This window comes from Pseudomonas sp. FYR_2, from assembly GCF_043106425.1.
GTDB lineage: Bacteria > Pseudomonadota > Gammaproteobacteria > Pseudomonadales > Pseudomonadaceae > Aquipseudomonas > Aquipseudomonas monteilii.
Genome location: NZ_JBICMM010000012.1, coordinates 198,663 through 215,896, shown reverse-complemented (window position 1 = coordinate 215,896; position 17,234 = coordinate 198,663). Strand labels below are relative to the sequence as shown.

Annotated in this window: 17 protein-coding genes; 7 read left to right on the top strand and 10 right to left on the bottom strand. The window is 64.2% G+C overall.

Annotation, left to right across the window (positions count from 1 at the left end; all coding sequences use genetic code 11):
* Positions 1 to 13 precede the first annotated feature (13 nt).
* Positions 14 to 1,210 (bottom strand): class I SAM-dependent rRNA methyltransferase, encoded by a 1,197-nt coding sequence (locus ACF8R4_RS02885; protein ID WP_060498080.1) that lies wholly within the window; start codon positions 1,208 to 1,210, stop codon positions 14 to 16.
* Between the two features lie 178 nt (positions 1,211 to 1,388).
* Between ACF8R4_RS02885 and ACF8R4_RS02880 the strand changes: the two genes are divergently transcribed.
* Both ACF8R4_RS02880 and mutM read left to right on the top strand, forming a co-directional pair.
* Positions 1,389 to 2,207 (top strand): HDOD domain-containing protein, encoded by an 819-nt coding sequence (locus ACF8R4_RS02880; RefSeq protein WP_174244685.1) that lies wholly within the window; start codon positions 1,389 to 1,391, stop codon positions 2,205 to 2,207.
* 3 nt (positions 2,208 to 2,210) lie between these two features.
* Positions 2,211 to 3,023, top strand: a complete 813-nt coding sequence (gene mutM, locus ACF8R4_RS02875) for a bifunctional DNA-formamidopyrimidine glycosylase/DNA-(apurinic or apyrimidinic site) lyase (RefSeq protein ID WP_025340985.1) — start codon at positions 2,211 to 2,213, stop codon at positions 3,021 to 3,023.
* Between the two features lie 31 nt (positions 3,024 to 3,054).
* On the opposite strand, the gene ACF8R4_RS02870 is transcribed toward mutM, so the two are convergent.
* The 5 genes from ACF8R4_RS02870 to ACF8R4_RS02850 form a co-directional block, all read right to left on the bottom strand.
* Positions 3,055 to 3,306: a YfhL family 4Fe-4S dicluster ferredoxin gene (locus tag ACF8R4_RS02870; RefSeq protein WP_016489663.1), complete on the bottom strand. Its 252-nt coding sequence runs from the start codon at positions 3,304 to 3,306 to the stop codon at positions 3,055 to 3,057.
* 108 nt (positions 3,307 to 3,414) lie between these two features.
* Positions 3,415 to 3,894 carry a pantetheine-phosphate adenylyltransferase gene (coaD, locus tag ACF8R4_RS02865; RefSeq protein ID WP_014861498.1) on the bottom strand — a complete coding sequence of 160 codons (480 nt, stop codon included), beginning with the start codon at positions 3,892 to 3,894 and terminating at the stop codon, positions 3,415 to 3,417.
* Between the two features lie 112 nt (positions 3,895 to 4,006).
* A complete protein-coding gene (locus ACF8R4_RS02860; RefSeq protein WP_060498078.1) occupies positions 4,007 to 5,605 on the bottom strand; it encodes a GMC family oxidoreductase in 1,599 nt (532 codons plus the stop codon).
* Positions 5,606 to 5,625: 20 nt separating this feature from the next.
* On the bottom strand, positions 5,626 to 6,111 hold the full coding sequence (locus ACF8R4_RS02855) for a hypothetical protein (RefSeq protein ID WP_060498077.1): 486 nt from the start codon (positions 6,109 to 6,111) through the stop codon (positions 5,626 to 5,628).
* Positions 6,112 to 6,121: 10 nt separating this feature from the next.
* A complete protein-coding gene (locus ACF8R4_RS02850) occupies positions 6,122 to 7,552 on the bottom strand; it encodes a coniferyl aldehyde dehydrogenase (protein ID WP_060498076.1) in 1,431 nt (476 codons plus the stop codon).
* Between the two features lie 151 nt (positions 7,553 to 7,703).
* On the opposite strand from ACF8R4_RS02850, the gene ACF8R4_RS02845 reads away from it, so the two are divergent.
* On the top strand, positions 7,704 to 8,369 hold the full coding sequence (locus ACF8R4_RS02845) for a TetR/AcrR family transcriptional regulator (protein ID WP_060498075.1): 666 nt from the start codon (positions 7,704 to 7,706) through the stop codon (positions 8,367 to 8,369).
* A 35-nt stretch (positions 8,370 to 8,404) separates the two neighbouring features.
* Complete coding sequence (locus ACF8R4_RS02840; protein WP_104833789.1) at positions 8,405 to 9,259, top strand: sulfurtransferase; 855 nt, start codon at positions 8,405 to 8,407, stop codon at positions 9,257 to 9,259.
* 12 nt (positions 9,260 to 9,271) lie between these two features.
* Here ACF8R4_RS02840 and ACF8R4_RS02835 read toward each other — a convergent pair whose 3' ends face one another.
* The 4 genes from ACF8R4_RS02835 to ACF8R4_RS02820 are packed head-to-tail and all read right to left on the bottom strand — an operon-like array spanning position 9,272 to position 13,777.
* Positions 9,272 to 10,264, bottom strand: coding sequence for a hydrolase (locus ACF8R4_RS02835; RefSeq protein WP_164525177.1), 993 nt, complete (start codon positions 10,262 to 10,264; stop codon positions 9,272 to 9,274).
* A gap of 60 nt (positions 10,265 to 10,324) precedes the next feature.
* Complete coding sequence (gene rsmD / locus ACF8R4_RS02830; protein WP_060498072.1) at positions 10,325 to 10,939, bottom strand: 16S rRNA (guanine(966)-N(2))-methyltransferase RsmD; 615 nt, start codon at positions 10,937 to 10,939, stop codon at positions 10,325 to 10,327.
* Positions 10,939 to 12,429 (bottom strand): M16 family metallopeptidase, encoded by a 1,491-nt coding sequence (locus ACF8R4_RS02825; RefSeq protein WP_392491648.1) that lies wholly within the window; start codon positions 12,427 to 12,429, stop codon positions 10,939 to 10,941. Before ACF8R4_RS02825 ends, rsmD begins: the two co-directional genes overlap by 1 nt.
* Positions 12,422 to 13,777, bottom strand: coding sequence for a pitrilysin family protein (locus ACF8R4_RS02820; RefSeq protein WP_060498070.1), 1,356 nt, complete (start codon positions 13,775 to 13,777; stop codon positions 12,422 to 12,424). Before ACF8R4_RS02820 ends, ACF8R4_RS02825 begins: the two co-directional genes overlap by 8 nt.
* 231 nt (positions 13,778 to 14,008) lie before the next feature.
* On the opposite strand from ACF8R4_RS02820, the gene ftsY reads away from it, so the two are divergent.
* From ftsY to ftsX, 3 genes are read left to right on the top strand one after another with little or no spacing between them, the layout of a single operon-like run.
* The gene (gene ftsY, locus ACF8R4_RS02815; protein ID WP_392491645.1) at positions 14,009 to 15,499 is read left to right on the top strand and encodes a signal recognition particle-docking protein FtsY; all 1,491 of its coding nucleotides are present in this window, start codon (positions 14,009 to 14,011) and stop codon (positions 15,497 to 15,499) included.
* A gap of 2 nt (positions 15,500 to 15,501) precedes the next feature.
* Positions 15,502 to 16,173 (top strand): cell division ATP-binding protein FtsE, encoded by a 672-nt coding sequence (gene ftsE, locus ACF8R4_RS02810; protein ID WP_012274659.1) that lies wholly within the window; start codon positions 15,502 to 15,504, stop codon positions 16,171 to 16,173.
* Positions 16,170 to 17,195 (top strand): permease-like cell division protein FtsX, encoded by a 1,026-nt coding sequence (ftsX, locus tag ACF8R4_RS02805; protein WP_200928876.1) that lies wholly within the window; start codon positions 16,170 to 16,172, stop codon positions 17,193 to 17,195. Before ftsE ends, ftsX begins: the two co-directional genes overlap by 4 nt.
* Positions 17,196 to 17,234: the final 39 nt, after the last annotated feature.

Here is a 17,234-nt window from a genome sequence, read left to right as displayed (position 1 = left end):
CGGTCGATCGCAATCAGCTGTTAGGCAGCAACCGGCAGGTGATGCTCTTGATGTAGCGGGTCTCGGCAATGGCCGGGTGCACCGGGTGGTCCGGGCCTTGGCCGCCGCGCTCGAGCAGCTGCATGTTGCGGTCCAGGTGACGGGCGCTGGTCAACAGGATGTTGTGCAGGTCGTCCTCGGGCAGGTGCATCGAGCACGAGGCGCTGACCAGGATGCCGTCCTTGCTCAGCATGCGCATGGCCTGTTCGTTGAGGCGGCGGTAGGCCGCTTCACCGTTTTTCAGGTCTTTCTTGCGCTTGATGAAGGCGGGTGGGTCGGCAATGATCACGTCGAAGCGCTCTTCGGCGGCCTTCAGTTCGCGCAGGGCCTCGAACACGTCGCCTTCGATGCAGGTCAGTTTCTCGCTGATGCCGTTGAGTGCCGCGTTGCGCTCCACGCCATCCAGGGCAAAGCCCGAAGCATCCACACAGAACACTTCGCTGGCGCCGAAGGCACCCGCTTGCACGCCCCAGCCACCGATGTAGCTGAACAGGTCGAGTACACGCTTGCCTTTTACATAGGGGGCCAGGCGTGCACGGTTCATGCGGTGGTCGTAGAACCAGCCGGTCTTCTGGCCTTCACGCACCGGGGCTTCGAACTTGACGCCGTTCTCTTCCAGCGGCACCCAGTCCGGTACTTCGCCGTAGACGGTTTCGACATAGCGCTGCAAGCCTTCGGCATCACGCGCGGCGGAGTCGTTCTTGAACAGGATGCCGCTTGGCTTGAGCACCTGAACCAGGGCGGCGATCACGTCGTCCTTGTGCGCCTCCATGGTGGCCGAGGCCAGCTGCACCACGAGGATGTCGAAGAAGCGGTCGACTACCAGGCCCGGCAGCAGGTCGGAGTCGCCATAGACCAGGCGGTAGCACGGCTGGTCGAACAGACGCTCGCGCAGCGACAGGGCGACGTTCAGGCGGTGAACCAGCAGCGACTTGTCCAGCGGCAGCTTGATGTCGCGCGACAGCAAGCGGGCGCAGATCAGGTTGTTCGGGCTGAGTGCAACAATCCCCAGAGGCTTGCCATTGGCTGCCTCGAGAACAGCCTGCTGACCGGCCTGGAAGCCTTGCAGCGGGGTCGCGCTGACGTCGACTTCGTTGCTGTAGACCCACAGGTGGCCGGCGCGCAGACGGCGGTCGGCATTGGCTTTGAGGCGAAGGCTGGGCAGGGACATGACGTCGCTCCGGGAAAAAAGAGCGGGAGTATAACCTGTTGGCCCGCACTTCTGTTCGAGGCGCGACAAAGCGCTTGTGCACTCAACTGGGTTAGAATCCCCCGTCCTAAACGAGTGTGCACGTATGTCCCAAGAACTCAGCGCCGAACAGATCCAGCAAGCCTTGCAAGGCATCACCATCCCGCCGCAACCGCAGATCATGGTTGACCTGCAGTTCGAGCAGTACATGCCTGACCCGGACCTGGAAACCATCGCCAAGCTGATTTCCCAGGACCCGGGCCTCTCCGGCGCCTTGCTCAAACTGGTCAACTCGCCGCACTTCGGCCTGTCCAACAAGATCGGCTCGATCCAGCGCGCGGTGAACCTGCTGGGCAGCCGTTCGATCATCAACCTGATCAACGCCCAGTCGATCAAGGGCGAGATGAGCGACGAGACCATCGTTACCCTCAACCGCTTCTGGGATACCGCGCAGGACGTGGCGAACACTTGCCTGACCCTGGCCAAGCGCACCGGTATCCAGGCAGCGGACGAGGCGTACACACTGGGCCTGTTCCATGACTGCGGCGTGCCGTTGATGCTCAAGCGCTTCCCCAACTACATGGAGGTGCTGGAGGAGGCCTACGCCAAGGCCGGCGAAGAAACGCGCGTGGTCGATACTGAAAACCATACGTTCAACACCAACCATTCGGTGGTCGGCTATTTCACTGCCAAGTCCTGGCGCCTACCCGAGCACCTGAGCGCGGCCATCGCCAACCACCATAACGCCCTGGCCGTGTTCCGCGACGAGAGTTCGCGCAATACCCAGAGCCAGCTGAAAAACCTGCTGGCGGTGTTGAAGATGGCCGAGCACATTTGCGCGTCCTACCGGGTGCTGGGCAACCAGGCGGTGGACCATGAGTGGAATGTGGTGGGCCCGTTGGTGCTCGATTACATTGGGTTGTCGGAATACGATTTCGAAAACCTCAAGCAGAACATTCGCGAGCTGGGCGGGCACTGACACATGCCGGAATTGCCAGAAGTAGAAACCACCCGGCGCGGTATTGCGCCGCACCTGGAAGGCCAACGCGTCAGCCGTGTGGTGGTACGCGACCGGCGCCTGCGCTGGCCCATCCCGGAAGACCTGGATGTACGGCTGTCGGGGCAGCGCATTGTCAGCGTTGAGCGGCGTGCCAAGTACCTGTTGATCAATGCTGAAGTCGGCACGTTGATAAGCCACCTTGGCATGTCTGGCAACCTGCGGCTGGTCGAGCTGGGTTTACCGGCGGCCAAGCATGAACATGTCGATATCGAGCTGGAATCGGGGCTGATGCTGCGCTACACCGACCCGCGCCGCTTTGGTGCCATGCTGTGGAGCCTGGACCCGCTGAAACACGAACTACTGCTACGCCTTGGGCCAGAGCCGTTGACCGACCTGTTTGACGGCGAGCGCTTGTTCCAGCTGTCGCGCGGGCGGTCGATGGCGGTCAAGCCCTTCATCATGGATAACGCAGTGGTGGTGGGGGTGGGCAACATCTACGCCACCGAGGCACTGTTTGCCGCAGGCATCGACCCACGCCGGGAGGCGGGCGGGATTTCCCGGGCGCGTTACCTGAAGCTGGCGATCGAGATCAAGCGGGTGCTGGCGGCGGCGATCGAGCAAGGGGGCACCACCCTGCGCGATTTTATCGGGGGCGATGGGCAGCCGGGGTACTTCCAGCAGGAATTGTTCGTCTATGGTCGCGGCGGGCAGCCGTGCAAGGTGTGTGGCACGGAGTTGCGCGAGGTGAAGCTGGGGCAGCGGGCGAGCGTGTACTGCCCGCGTTGCCAGCGCTGAGGCAAGGGCGGAGGCCCTTGCCTGGTGATGGTCAGTCCTTGCCAGTAATGCGGCGGTACTTGGCCATCAGCTGCTCTTCGGTTTCCGGGTGGGCTTCATCCAGCGGGATGCAGTCGACCGGGCAGACCTGCTGGCACTGCGGCTCGTCGTAGTGGCCCACGCACTGCGTGCACAGGTTAGGGTCGATCACGTAGATCTCTTCGCCTTGGGAGATGGCCTCGTTCGGGCACTCGGGTTCGCAGACGTCGCAGTTGATGCAATCGTCGGTGATGATCAGGGACATGGGGACTCCGGCCGGGGCTCACCGCCCGGGCATGTTCAACGCAATGGGCACAATTGTGCCGCATTCGCGCCCGCAGTGCACGCGGGCGCGACAATCAGGCGATCAGGCTTACTTCTTGAAGCGTTCGGTCAGCGCCTCGGCCACCACCGGATGGACGAATTTGCTGATATCCCCACCCAGTGCGGCAATTTCCCGGACCAACGTCGAGGAAATGAACGAATAACGTTCCGAAGGCGTGAGGAACAGGCTCTCGACATCGGGGGCCAGCTGCCGGTTCATGTTGGCCAGCTGGAACTCGTACTCAAAGTCGGACACGGCACGCAGGCCACGCAGGAAGACGTTGGCGCCCTGTTCCTTGGCGAAATGCGCCAACAGGGAAGAGAAGCCGATGACTTCGACATTGGGCAGGTGCTTGGTGACCTCACGGGCGAGCTCCACCCGTTGTTCCAGCGGGAACAGGGGGTTTTTCTTCGGGCTGGCCGCCACTGCGATGATCACATGGTCGAACAGCCGCGAAGCGCGCTCGACCAAGTCGCCATGGCCTTTGGTAATGGGGTCGAAAGTACCCGGGTACAACACTCGGTTCATCGCGTCATCCTGGCTGGAGTGCGTTGGGGAGTCGGATGGTAGCGCAGCGACGGCGCCCCGGCCAAGTCATGCGGCCGGCTGATGGCACTATAGACAGGGGGCGTATTCGTTGTCATGCGTTGCGTGCCAGGCGGGCGACCAGTGCTTCGGTGAGCCTGGCGCTGATGGCATACACCGAGAGTTGCGGGTTGGCGCCGATGCTGGTGGGGAACAGCGAACCGTCGTGGACGGACAGGTTTTCCAGCTGGTGGTGACGGCCCAGGCTGTCACATACCGCTTGACGCGGGTCTTCGCCCAGCGCACAGCCCCCCATCACATGGGCACTGCCCAGGCGTGTGCGGAAGGGTTCCAGGCGCAACGTGTCGATCATGGCCAAGGCCTGTTCCAGGCTGGACGTGGCGCTGGCATCGCTGTGCACGGGGGTGACCTGGGTAGCGCCGGCGGCAAACTGGATCTGCGCCATGCTGCGGTAGGCACGACGCAAACCGTCGCGCAGGTAGTCGGTGACCGGGTAATCGAGCACCGGTGAGCCATCGCCACGCAGCTCCACGGCACCGCCCTGGCTCTCGGGGTGGAAGCCATCGCGCAGCAGCGCCAACATCACATGGGTGTGCGGCAACTCGGCCATACGCTGGGCGTTTTCTTGTCCGTGACCACCCAGCAGGGTGCTGGCCAAGGCCGGGTGCAACGGCGGCACTTCCAGTTTGTAGCCGACCGGGCCATCCGTGCCGCCTTGCCACTGGAAGTGGTCGCTGTAGATGGACTGCGGGGCGCCATAGAAGGGGTCGATACGGTCCTTGAAGCGCGCAGCGCTGAAGTTCACCAGGTGCAGGAAGGTGCGCTTGCCCAGGCGACCATGGGGGTCCGGTGCGTCGGAACGCAGCAGCAGGGCCGGGCTGTTGATCCCGCCGCCAGCGAGCAGGTAATGGCGCGCGCGGACGCTGACCTGCCTGCCGGTGGGGTGTATGCCTCGGGCATCCAGGGCCTGGCATGTGAGGCTCTGGATGCGCTCGCCGTTGTGGGTGAAGCGCTCGGCCCGGGCCAGGTACAGCAGTGCGCCGCCATGGTCGAGGGTGGCGGGAATACGGGTTACCAACATCGATTGCTTGGCATTCACCGGGCAGCCCATGCCGCAGTACCCCAGGTTCCAGCAGCCGCGCACGTTGCGCGGGATCACCGCCCAGCGGTAACCCAGTTGTTCGCAGCCCCGGCGCAGCACGTCGTTGTTGGCATTGGGCGGCATGGCCCAGGGTGTAATGCCCAGCTCTTGTTCCACGCGTTCGAACCAGGGGCGCAGGTCACCTTCACCCAGACCGCTCACGTTGTGGGCCGAGGCCCAGTGCGCCAGCGTCTGCGGCGGGGTACGAAAGCTTGATGTCCAGTTCACCAGCGTGGTGCCGCCTACGGCACGGCCCTGGAGAATGGTGATGGCGCCATCCTTGCTCATGCGCCCCAGGCCCTCCTGGTACAGGCTGGCGTAGGCTTCGCTCTCCAGCAGGTGGAAGTCGCTGCTGGTCTTGAGCGGGCCTTCTTCGATCAACAGCACCTTGAAACCGGCGGCGCTGAGCATTTGTGCGCTGGTGGCACCGCCGGCACCGCTGCCAATCACGGCAATATCGGCTTCCAGCAAAAGGTCGTGCTCCAGGCGTGACGCGTCATGGGTGATCCAGCCGCGTTCGAGGCCTTGGCGAAACGGGTCGGCTACAGGCATTGGCGATGCTCTTGTTGTTTTCAGATTTTCGGTGGGCCCGGGTAACCGCAGGCGGCCCAGGACTCGGGGCGTTCGTACCAGGCCATTTGCAGCAACTGCAGCAATGACGCGTGACCCATGCGCAGCAGGTTCAGTGAGCTGTCCTGCCAACGTTGCAGGAAGGCTGTGACTTGGGTGGGGCTGGCCTGTTCCCAGGCGCCCCAGACGCCGGTCAGCGGGCCACGGGTAAGCGGCAGGCTGAGCACGTCGAACAGTTGCCGGGTGAGCTTGAGCATTTCCGGCGACAAGGCCGCCAGCTTGTGGTCGAGGCTGTGCAGTACCCACGTCTCGGCGGCCTGCGTGCCGGCCAGCACCACCGGGATCAGCGCACGCAGCAGTGGCAGGTCGTCGTCGCGCAGTAGTTGGAAACCCTGTGCGCTGGTTTGCGCGGTGCAGCCGACCAGGCCGGTTGCACTCAGAAAGATGCTGGCGCCAAGGCTGAAACGCAGCAGATCACGACGGTGCATAGGCTGCCCCTCAGCGGATGAACAGCTTGTAGACCAGGCGCTGCAAGGCTTTGCCATAAGGCGGGTAGATCAGCCGCGCGGCGTTGAAACGTTGCTTGACCAGCACGGCTTTGGCCTTGCTGAAGGTCAGGAAACCGTCGTGGCCATGGTAGTGGCCCATGCCCGAGGGGCCGATGCCGCCGAAGGGCAGGTCGTCCTGGGCCACATGCAGCAGGGTGTCGTTCAGGCACACGCCGCCGGAGTGGGTGTGGCGCAGCACGCGTTCCTGCCCGGCCCGGTCATACCCGAAGTAGTAAAGCGCCAGCGGGCGCGGGCGTTGGTTGATGTAGGCCAGCGCCTGGTCGAGGCTGTCGTAGGGCACCAGCGGCAGCAGCGGGCCGAAGATTTCGTCCTGCATCACCTGCATGTCGTCACTCACCTCCAGCAGCAGGTGTGGTGGCAGGCGTCGGCCTTGGCGGGGCTCGCCAGGGTACAGGTCGAGCACTTGCGCACCTTTTGCGCGGGCATCCTCCAGCAGGTGCTGCAAGCGCTGCAGCTGGCGCGGGTTGATGATGGCGGTGTAGTCAGGGTTGTCGGCGACGCGCGGGTACAGGCGCTGAACGGCGCGCTGGTAGGCGTCGCTGAAGGCCGCCAGGCGATCACGTGGCACCAGCACATAGTCGGGGGCGACGCAGGTCTGGCCGGCGTTGAGGGTTTTGCCAAAGGCGATGCGCTCGGCGGCGGTGTCCAGGGGCACGTCGGCCGACACGATGGCGGGCGACTTGCCGCCCAGTTCCAGGGTGACCGGCGTCAGGTTCTGCGCCGCAGCCAGCATCACCTGGCGGCCCACGCTGGTGGCGCCGGTGAACAGCAGGTGGTCGAAGGGCAGGCGGGCGAAGGCCTGGCCCACCTCGACCTCGCCGAGTACCACGCTGACCAGGTCGCAGGGGAATACCCGTTCCAGGACTTGCTTCAAAGCCTGGCCACTGGCGGGTGTGGCTTCGCTGAGCTTGAGCATGACCCGGTTACCGGCAGCCAGCGCGCACGTCAGCGGGCCGATGGCGAGGAACAGCGGGTAGTTCCACGGCACGATGATGCCGACCACCCCCAGCGGTTGGTATCGCACCTGCGCGCTGGCTGGCTGGAAGGCCAGGCCAACGCGTCGCCGGCTGGCGCGCATCCAGCGTTGCAGGTGTTTTTCGGCGTGGCGCAGGCCCTGTATCGAGGGCAGCAACTCGGCCAACAAAGTCTCGTCGGCGCTACGCCCGGAAAAGTCCTCGCTGATGGCCTCGATCAACCCAGCCTGGTGGGCCTGCAAGGCTTCGCGCAGGCTTTTCAGCCATTGCAGCCGCTGGGCAGCCGGTGGCAGGGGGTTGCCGGCAAAGGCCTGGCGCTGGGCAGCGAACATCGCCGCAAGGTCGAGGTCGGATTGCACAGGGGGCAAGGCACTGGGCGAGTTCATGGCGGTGTCGAGTCCGGGCAGGGAATCTCTAGAGCCTATACTCTAATTTGCACGATGGTGCGAATTTTTCCACACGTTCGAACGGTGCATTCCACCTGCAATACGCCGTAAGATGGCCCTTTGAAGTAGGCCCGCAGACTGGGAGCTGAGCATGGCCCCGCGCATGAAGACCCGAGAGCGCATCGTGCAGAACAGCCTGGAGCTGTTCAACCAGCAGGGCGAACGCAGCGTCAGTACCAACCACATTGCCGCGCACATGGAAATCTCGCCCGGCAACCTGTATTACCACTTCCCCAACAAGCAGGCGATCATCGCCCTGTTGTTCAGCCAGTATGAAGAGTTGGTGGACAGCTTCCTGCGCCCGCCACAAGGCCGCACGGCCACCGTGGAGGACAAACGCTTCTACCTCAAGGCTTTGCTGGCTGCCATGTGGAACTACCGCTTCCTGCACCGCGACCTGGAGCACCTGCTGGACAGCGATGCCGAACTGGCCGCCCGTTATCGGCGTTTTTCCGAGCGCTGCCTGCGCCAGGGCCAGGCGATCTACCGTGGCTTTGTCGAGGCGGGCATTCTGGCCATGGCGCCGGCACAGATCGAATCGCTGACCATCAATGCCTGGATCGTGCTCACATCGTGGGTGCGCTTTCTCAGCACCACACGTGAACATTCCGCGCATTTGGGTGAAGAAGCGTTCAAGCGCGGCGTCTATCAGGTGCTGGTGCTGGAGCTCGGCTACGTGACCGACAACGCCCGCGCTGCCGTGGACGCCTTGTGCCAGGAATTCCATGTACCGTTCAACCAGGCCCTGGAGCTTTAGCCCAGGGCCCAAGTGCCATTGATCAGGAGATTGTCATGCCCCTTGCGCAATTGATCACCCCGCAGCAGTTGGCCGAGCGCCTGGACGCGCCCAAGCTGGTGATTCTCGACTGCCGCTTTGCCCTTGAGGATGTGGACTATGGCCAACGCAGTTATGCCCAGGGGCATATCGCCGGGGCGCATTTTGCCGACCTTGACCGCGACCTCAGCGGGCCGGTGAGCAAGGGGCGCACCGGGCGCCACCCATTGCCCGATGCGCAGCGGCTGGTCGCGCGCCTGCGTGAGTGGGGCCTGGACAACGACAGTGAGGTGGTGTTGTACGACGACGGCCCCGGTGCCTTTGCCGCCCGTGCCTGGTGGCTGTTGGTCTGGCTGGGCAAGCGCAGCGGTGTGGCGATTCTCGACGGTGGCCTGAAGGCCTGGCATGCCGCGCACCTGCCGCTGAGCCTGGACCCACCGCCCAAACGCGAGGGCAACTTCAAGGGTGAGCCGGACGCCAGGCTGCTGATCGATGCCGACCACCTGGGCAAGCGCCTGGGTAGCAGTGACCTGACCTTGATCGATGCGCGTGCCTTGCCGCGTTTTCGCGGTGAAGTGGAGCCGATCGATCCGGTGGCGGGGCATATTCCCGGGGCCCAGTGCGCAGCGTTTACCGACAACCTGGGGGCTGATGGGCGCTTTTTGCCGGCGGACCAGCTCAAGCAGCGCTTTGCCGAAAAGCTAGCCGGGCGCGCGCCGGAGCAGCTCGTGTCTTACTGTGGGTCTGGGGTGACGGCTTGCCACAACCTGTTTGCGCTGGCGCTGGCGGGGTACCCGTTGGGCAAGCTGTATGCCGGGTCCTGGAGCGAGTGGATCAATGACCCGGAGCATGGCGTAGCCACAGGCGAGTAATCGGTAAACGCTTTATTGACCGTCCACCAGCCACTGCGGAATCCGCCGCTCCAGGTAGTACCCCGGATTTCGCAGGCTGCCATCGACAAAGCCCACATGACCACCGCGGCTGTGCAGTTCGAAGCGGGTGTGTGGCGCCAGCTCACGGGCCGTTGGCAGGCTATGGCCGGACACGAACGGGTCATCGCTGGAATGGATGATCAGCGTTGGCGTGCGGTTCTGGCCGAGGAAGAAGTGGCTGGATGAGCGGCGATAGTAGTCGTGCGCATCGCGAAAACCGTTAAGCGGTGCTGTGACTTTGCCGTCGAAGTCCCAGAAGGTGCGCAAGTTGGTCAGTTGCCCCAGTCGCTCCAGCGCCGCCAGCCGATCATGCTGACCCTGCGCGTGGAAGTGCTGCTGTTTGAGCTGCACATACGCCAGCATTTCGCGCATGAAGTGCGCCTGATACACCTTGGAGAACCCTTGGCCGATACGGTCGGCACAGTGGTCCAGACGAAAGGGCACCGACACTGCAACCGCTGCTTCCAGTTGGCTGGCAACCCCGCTTTCGCCCAGGTATTTCAACAGTACATTGCCACCCAGCGAGTAACCCACTGCATACAGTGGCGCCAAGGGGCGTTGGGCGCGCAGGTGGCTGACAATTTCTGCCAGGTCTTCACTGGCGCCGGAGTGGTAGCTGCGTGGTAACAGGTTGGGTTCGCCCGAGCAACCGCGCCAGTTCGCTGCCACGCTGGCCCAACCGCGCCCTCGCAGCGCTTGCTGCAAGCCTTTCACATAGGGTGAATGCGACGAGCCGGTCAGCCCATGCAGCACAAGCACCAGTGGCGCATGGGGTTCATGGGGGCCATGCCAGTCGAGGTCGATGAAGTCGCCGTCGGCCAGCCACAGCCGCTCGCGGTTGCGCTGCAGTTCAGGCAGCTTGCGCCACAGGGGCCCCCACAGGGTTTGCAGGTGGGGGTTGGAAAGGCCGGTGGCCGGGCGAAATGTGGCGCTTTGGCTGGGCATACTGGGCGACTCGTGATGTGCCTGCCTAGATTGCCACGAAAAAGCGCCACAGTACCTGCGCTATTGGTCGGTTGTGGCCCTTTGCCAGAGCGCGTAGTGCACTTGACCGGTTTTCTTCTCGCGGTGCAGGCGCCAGTTGCCTGGCAATTGCAAGGTTGAAGGCGCGGCTTCGCTTTCGGTGTAGACCCATGCCTGTTCGCGCAGCCACTGGTTCTGCTCCAGCAGGTTGCAGGTGTTGGCCAGCAGGTCCTGGTGGAATGGCGGGTCGAGGAACACCACATCGAACTGCTGCTTGGCCGGGCCTTGCAGGTAGCGCAGGGCATCGGTTTGCAGGATCTGCCCACGTGGGCAGCGCAGGATTTCGAGGTTGTTCTTCAGGTTAGCGATGGCCGCCGGGTTGCTGTCCAGCGCCACGGCGTCTTCGGCCCCGCGCGACAGGGCTTCGAGCACCAGGGCGCCGCTACCGGTGAAGGCGTCCAGCACGCGGGCGCCCTCGATGTAAGGTGCCAGCCAGTTGAACACGGTTTCCCGCACGCGGTCGGGCGTTGGCCGCAGGCCTTCGCCTTCCGGCACCGCCAGTCGGCGGCTGCGCCATTCGCCGGCGATGATGCGCAGGTGGCCCTGGCCCTTGCTTTGGCCCGATTGCGGGCGGGCGGGAGGGGTGGATCTTGGCATTAGTGCTCCGGTACCCCGAGCGGCTGCTCGGAGGGCTTGTCAGTGGGGGCTGGCAGCGGTTTTTGTGGCACTTTCGGGCCAACGGTGACGATCACCAGTTTATCGGCTGACAGGTGTTTGTTCATGGCCGCCTTGACCTGTTCGACGGTGAGGGCCTGGGACTGCTGCATGAAGTCCTCCAGCCAGGTCAGCGGCAGGTTGTAGAAGCCGATGGCGCCCAGTTGGCCGACGATGCTGGCGTTGCTGGCATTGGACAGCGGGAAGCTGCCGGCCAGTTCACGCTTGGCATCGTCCAGCTCTCGCTGGGTAGGGCCCTGTTTGAGGTAGTCGGCAAGAATGTCCTGCACCAGCTTCAACGTGCCTTCGCTCTGCTCGGCGCGGGTTTGCAGGTTGATCATGAAGGGGCCGCGCACCTGCATCGGGCTGAACACCGAGTACACGCCGTAGGTCAGGCCGCGCTTTTCACGTACCTCGCTCATCAGGCGGGTGCCGAACGCACCGCCGCCGAGGATCTGGTTGCCCAGCGACAGGGCTGGCCAGTCTGGGTCCTGGCGGTCGATGCCCAGTTCGGCCAGCATCAGGTGGGTTTGCTTGGACGGGAAGTCGATGTGAGTCAGGCCAGCCTTGGCGTCAGTGGGCTGGGCTGGCGCGGCCAGTGCCGGGCCCTTCGGCAGGCCGGCAGATACCTGGGCCGCAATGGCTTCGGCTTCGGCGCGGCTCAGGTCGCCGACCAGCGCGATGACCGCGTTGCCGCCGGTATAGGCTTTGGCATGGAAGGCGCGCAGCTGTGCCAGGGTGATGCCCTCGATGCTTTCGGCGGTACCGTCGCTGGGGTGGGCGTAAGGGTGGTCGCCGTAAAGCTTGCCGAACAGCGCCTTGCCCGCGATCTTGCCGGGGTTCTGCTTTTCGTATTCGAAGCCGGCCAACATCTGGTTCTTGATGCGCTTGAGGGCGTCTTCGGGGAAGGTCGGCTTGCCGGCCACCTCGGTAAACAGCTTGAGGGCCGGTTCGCGCTTGTCCTTGGCGCTGAGGCTGCGCAGCGAGGCCACCGCCATGTCGCGGTAGGAGCCGTTGCCAAAGTCCGCCCCCAGGCCCTCGAAACCTTCGGCGATGGCGGTCACGTCTTTTCCGGCCACGCCCTCGTTGAGCATGGCGTTGGTCAGCGCGGCCACACCTGGCGTAACGCCGTCCTGGCTGCTGCCGGCGGCGAAGGTGACGCGCAGGTCGAACATGGGCAGTTCGCGGGCTTCTACGAACAGCACACGGGCGCCTTCGGCGGTGTTCCAGTGCTGAATGTTCAACTGGCGCCGGCTCGGTGCCTTGCCATCCAGTTCGGCCAAGGATTGCAAGGTGTTTGCTGGGCGAGCGGCGCTGCTGTCGGCCTTGGCGGCGTTGTCGGCCATGGCCGGGGCGGCCAGCACGGTCGCCAGCGCCAGGGCGCGGATGCCCGTGGCCAGCAGGGTTGGGCGTGGTGCGCGGCGATCACTCATGAGCGGACTCCTCGGGCAGTACATGGGCAACGCTCAGGCGTTCGCGGGTGAAATAGGTGCGCGCGGCGTTCTGGATGTCCTGCGGGGTGACACGCTTGAGCTCGTCCAGCTCGCTGTCGATCAGCTTCCAGGACAGGCCGACGGTTTCCAGCTGGCCGATGGTGGTGGCCTGGCTGCTGATGGAGTCGCGGTCGTAGACCAGGCCGGCGATGACCTGAGCGCGAACGCGTTCGAGCTCTTCGGCGCTGGGCGGGGTGGTCTTGAGTTCTTCAAGCAACTGCCAGATGCCTTTTTCGACATCGGCGAGGGTTTTCTGCTTCTGCACATTCGGCGTAGCCGAAATCAGGAACAGGCTGTCGCCGCGGGTGAAGGCGTTGTAGCTGGAAGAAGCGCCGGCCACCAGCTCCTGGCCACGCTCCAGGCGCGCCGGCATGCGGGCGCTGTAGCCGCCGTCGAGCAGGGCCGAGATCAGGCGCAGGGCTTGCACGGTGCGCGGGTCCTTGGCGGTGGGCAGGCCGGGCACGTTGAAACCGTAGATCAGGCTGGGCAGTTGGGTGCGTACATGCAGGGTCAACTGGCGCTGGCCAGGTTCGGCCAGTTCCAGAGGCAGTTTGGCCGGTGGCACGGCGCGCTTGGGAATACTGCCGAAGTACTTCTGCGCCAGGCCCTTGACCTCATCGGCGGTAACATCGCCGACCACCACCAGCGTCGCGTTGTTGGGCGCGTACCAGGACTCGTACCAGTGACGCAGCTCCTCGACCTTCATACGTTCAAGGTCGGCCATCCAGCCGATGGTCGGGGTGTGGTAGCCGCTGGCCGGGTAGGCCATGGCGCGGAACAGCTCAAATGCCTTTTGATTGGGCTGATCGTCCGTACGCAGGCGGCGCTCTTCCTTGATCACCTCGATTTCGCGGCTGAACTCGTCGGCGGGCAGGCGCAGGCTGGCCAGGCGGTCAGCCTCCAGCTCCAGGGCTACCGGCAGGCGGTCGCGGGCCAGCACCTGGTAGTAAGCGGTGTAGTCGTCGCTGGTGAAGGCGTTTTCGTCGGCGCCCAGGTCACGCAGGATGCGCGAAGCTTCGCCGGGTCCGACCTTGGCGCTGCCCTTGAACATCATGTGTTCCAGCGCGTGGGACAAGCCGGTCTGGCCCGGGGTCTCGTAGCTGGAGCCCACCTTGTACCAGATCTGCGAGACTACCACCGGAGCGCGGTGGTCTTCGCGCACGACCACTTTCAGGCCATTGTCGAGAATGAATTCGTGGGTGGGTTGCACATCGGCGGCGAGGGCCGCGAGCGGCAGGCAGAGCGTGCCGAACAACAGGCCAGCGGCGCGGCGGGCTAGAGCATTCATACGGTGTTTAACCTGTTCGGCGGCCCGCTGGGTTTAGCGTCGACGGGCCAGGAGGTGCTAGGATACTGATCCGGTTGCCTGGCGACCATGCCTGTCGCCGTTCTGGCCCACAGGACACTAAGACAAAACGTTGCGCATGAACCAGCAGGCTTCAAGATAGTCTGTTCTGCGTAGAGAGAATTCCCGATGTGCCATTGCTGGCTCATCGCTACCCTGAGATAGCCGTCCTCCATGTTTGGTTCCAACGACGACAAAAAAGCGCCGGCCGAGGCTGGCGGAAAGAAAGGCCTGTTCAGCTGGTTTCGAAAGAAGCCGCAGCAACCTGTCGCCGAACAGCCACAAGCCCCCGAACCCCAGGCTGCAGAACCCGTAGCGCCGCAGCCCGCCGTCGAGCGCCCTGAAGCCGCTCCGGTCGAGCCGGTGGTTGCAGCAGCCCCCGCAGCTGTAGCTGAGGCCCCTCGGGCTGCCGAGCCAGCCTTGGCCTCTGAGCCTGCAACGGCGCCAGTGGCGACGCCGGTATTCGAGCCAACCCCGGCCCCTGTGGGCGCGGGCGTGCCCGCGAATGCAGCGCCTGTCGCCCCGCAGGTTGAAACCTCTGCACCCGCAGCAGCCCCAGTCATTCATGCCGTCGAGCCCCCTGTCAGCAACCTGGTCCTGCCCGTTGCCGAAGAGCCCGTTGCTCTGGTTCCCGACCTGGAGCCAAAGGCCCCGCCGGCGATCCCCGAGCGCCCGGTAGCAGCGCCTGTCGAGCCAGAGCCGGCCCCTGTCGCTGCCCCAGCCGTTGTCGAACAAGCCAAACCCGGCTTCTTTGCCCGCCTGAAGCAGGGCCTGTCGAAGACCAGCGCCAGCATCGGCGAGGGCATGGCCAGCCTGTTCCTGGGCAAGAAAGTCATCGACGACGACCTGCTCGACGAGATCGAGACCCGTTTGCTGACGGCTGACGTCGGCGTGGAAGCCACCTCGGCCATCGTCCAGAACCTGACCCAGAAGGTCGCGCGCAAGCAGTTGGCCGACGCCGATGCCCTGTACAAGTCGCTGCAGGAAGAGCTGGCCGCACTGCTGCGCCCGGTCGAGCAGCCGCTTAAAGTACAGGCGCAAAACAAGCCTTACGTCATCCTCGTGGTTGGCGTGAACGGCGCCGGCAAGACCACCACCATCGGCAAGCTGGCCAAGAAGCTGCAGATGGAAGGCAAAAAAGTGATGCTGGCCGCTGGCGATACTTTCCGTGCGGCAGCGGTCGAGCAGTTGCAAGTGTGGGGCGAGCGTAACCAGATTCCGGTAATCGCCCAGCATACCGGTGCCGACTCCGCGTCGGTGATCTTCGACGCCGTTCAAGCCGCCAAGGCCCGTGGCGCCGACGTGCTGATCGCTGACACCGCCGGCCGCCTGCACACCAAAGACAACTTGATGGAAGAGCTGAAGAAGGTCCGCCGGGTTATCGGCAAGCTCGACGCCGATGCGCCGCATGAGGTGCTGCTGGTGCTCGACGCCGGTACTGGCCAGAACGCCATCAGCCAGGCCAAGTACTTCAACCAGAGCGTCGAACTGACCGGCCTGGCCCTGACCAAGCTGGACGGCACTGCCAAGGGCGGGGTGATCTTTGCCCTGGCCAAGCAGTTCAACATTCCGATCCGCTTCATCGGTGTGGGTGAAGGCATCGACGACCTGCGTACCTTCGAAGCCGAGCCGTTCGTCAAGGCTCTGTTCGCCGAGCGAGACTGACCATGATCCGATTCGAACAGGTTGCCAAGCGCTATCCCAACGGTCATGTGGGTTTGCATGAGCTGAGTTTCCGGGCGCGCCGGGGCGAATTCCTGTTCGTCACCGGGCACTCGGGTGCCGGCAAGAGCACCTTGCTGCGCCTGTTGCTGGCCATGGAGCGCCCGACCAGTGGCAAGCTCATGCTGGCCGGGCAGGACCTGGGCCAGATCAGCAATGCGCAGATCCCGTTCCTGCGCCGGCAGATCGGCGTGGTGTTTCAGAACCACCAGCTGTTGTTCGACCGCACGGTGTTCAACAACATCGCCTTGCCCTTGCAGATTCTCGGCCTGTCCAAGGCCGAGATCGCCAAGCGCGTGGATTCGGCCCTGGAGCGTGTATCGCTGTCGGACAAGGGCGAACTGTTCCCGGCTGACCTGTCCACCGGGCAGCAGCAGCGGGTAGGCATTGCCCGCGCCATCGTCCACCAGCCGGCCCTGCTGCTGGCCGACGAACCCACCGGTAACCTCGACCCGCGCCTGGCCGCAGAGATCATGGGCGTGTTCGAGGACATCAACCGCCTGGGTACCACGGTCTTGATCGCCAGCCACGACCTGGCACTGATTGCGCGCATGCGTCACCGCATGCTGACCTTGCAGCGCGGCCGCTTGATCGGCGATGGGGAGGCCGGGCAATGAGCACTACACGTACGCCGAAGGTTTCCGAGCGGGTTGCACCAAAGCCCGCTGACCCGCAACCGGCGAAGAAAAAGCGCGGCGAAGACGATGATGGCCCGGATTTCCGCACGCTGCTGCATGCCTGGCTGGAAAGCCACCGTGCCAGCATGGCCGACAGCCTGCGCCGCTTGGGCAAGCAGCCGATCGGCAGCTTTTTCACCTGCCTGGTGATGGCGGTGGCGCTGAGCATGCCCATGGGCCTGTCGTTGCTGCTGAAGAACATCGAGCAGCTTGGCGGCTCGTGGCAGCGCGCCGCGCAAATTTCGCTGTTCCTCAAGCTGGATGCCGGCAGCCGTGATGGAGAGGCGCTGCGGGATGAGATCAAGGGCATGCCCGGTGTGGCGGACGCGCAATATGTCAGCCGTGAGCAGGCGCTGGAGGAGTTCCAGCAGCAGTCCGGCCTGGGCGAGGCCCTGCGTGAACTGCCCGACAACCCGTTGCCTGGCGTGGTGGTCGTGACCCCGACCGAGGTCGACAAGCCGGCCCTGGACGCGTTGCGTCAGCGTCTGTCGGAGCTGCCACGGGTTGAAGTGGCGCAACTGGACCTGGTGTGGGTCGAGCGCCTGGCGGCCATCCTCAAGCTGGGTGACCGCTTCGTCTTCGGCTTGGCCGTGATGCTGATTTCTGCCCTGCTGTTAGTAATCGGTAACACAATTCGTCTACACATTGAAAACCGCCGGATCGAGATCGAAGTGATCAAGCTGGTCGGCGGCACCGACGCCTACGTACGCCGGCCTTTCCTGTACATGGGTGCCCTGTATGGCCTGGGTGCAGGCCTGTTGGCGTGGGGCATCCTGGCGTTTGGCCTGAACTGGCTGAACGAGGCGGTTGTAGGGCTTTCCGGGCTGTATGGCAGTGATTTCGCCCTGGGGGGGGTGCCGGCGTCCGATGGTCTGTCGCTCTTGATCGGAGCAGTGTTGTTGGGGTATATCGGTGCATGGATCGCAGTCGCTCGTCACCTGAACGAGTTGGCGCCGCGATAGTTTTTACGTGCCGGCATTGACATTTTCTTCACTGTGGAA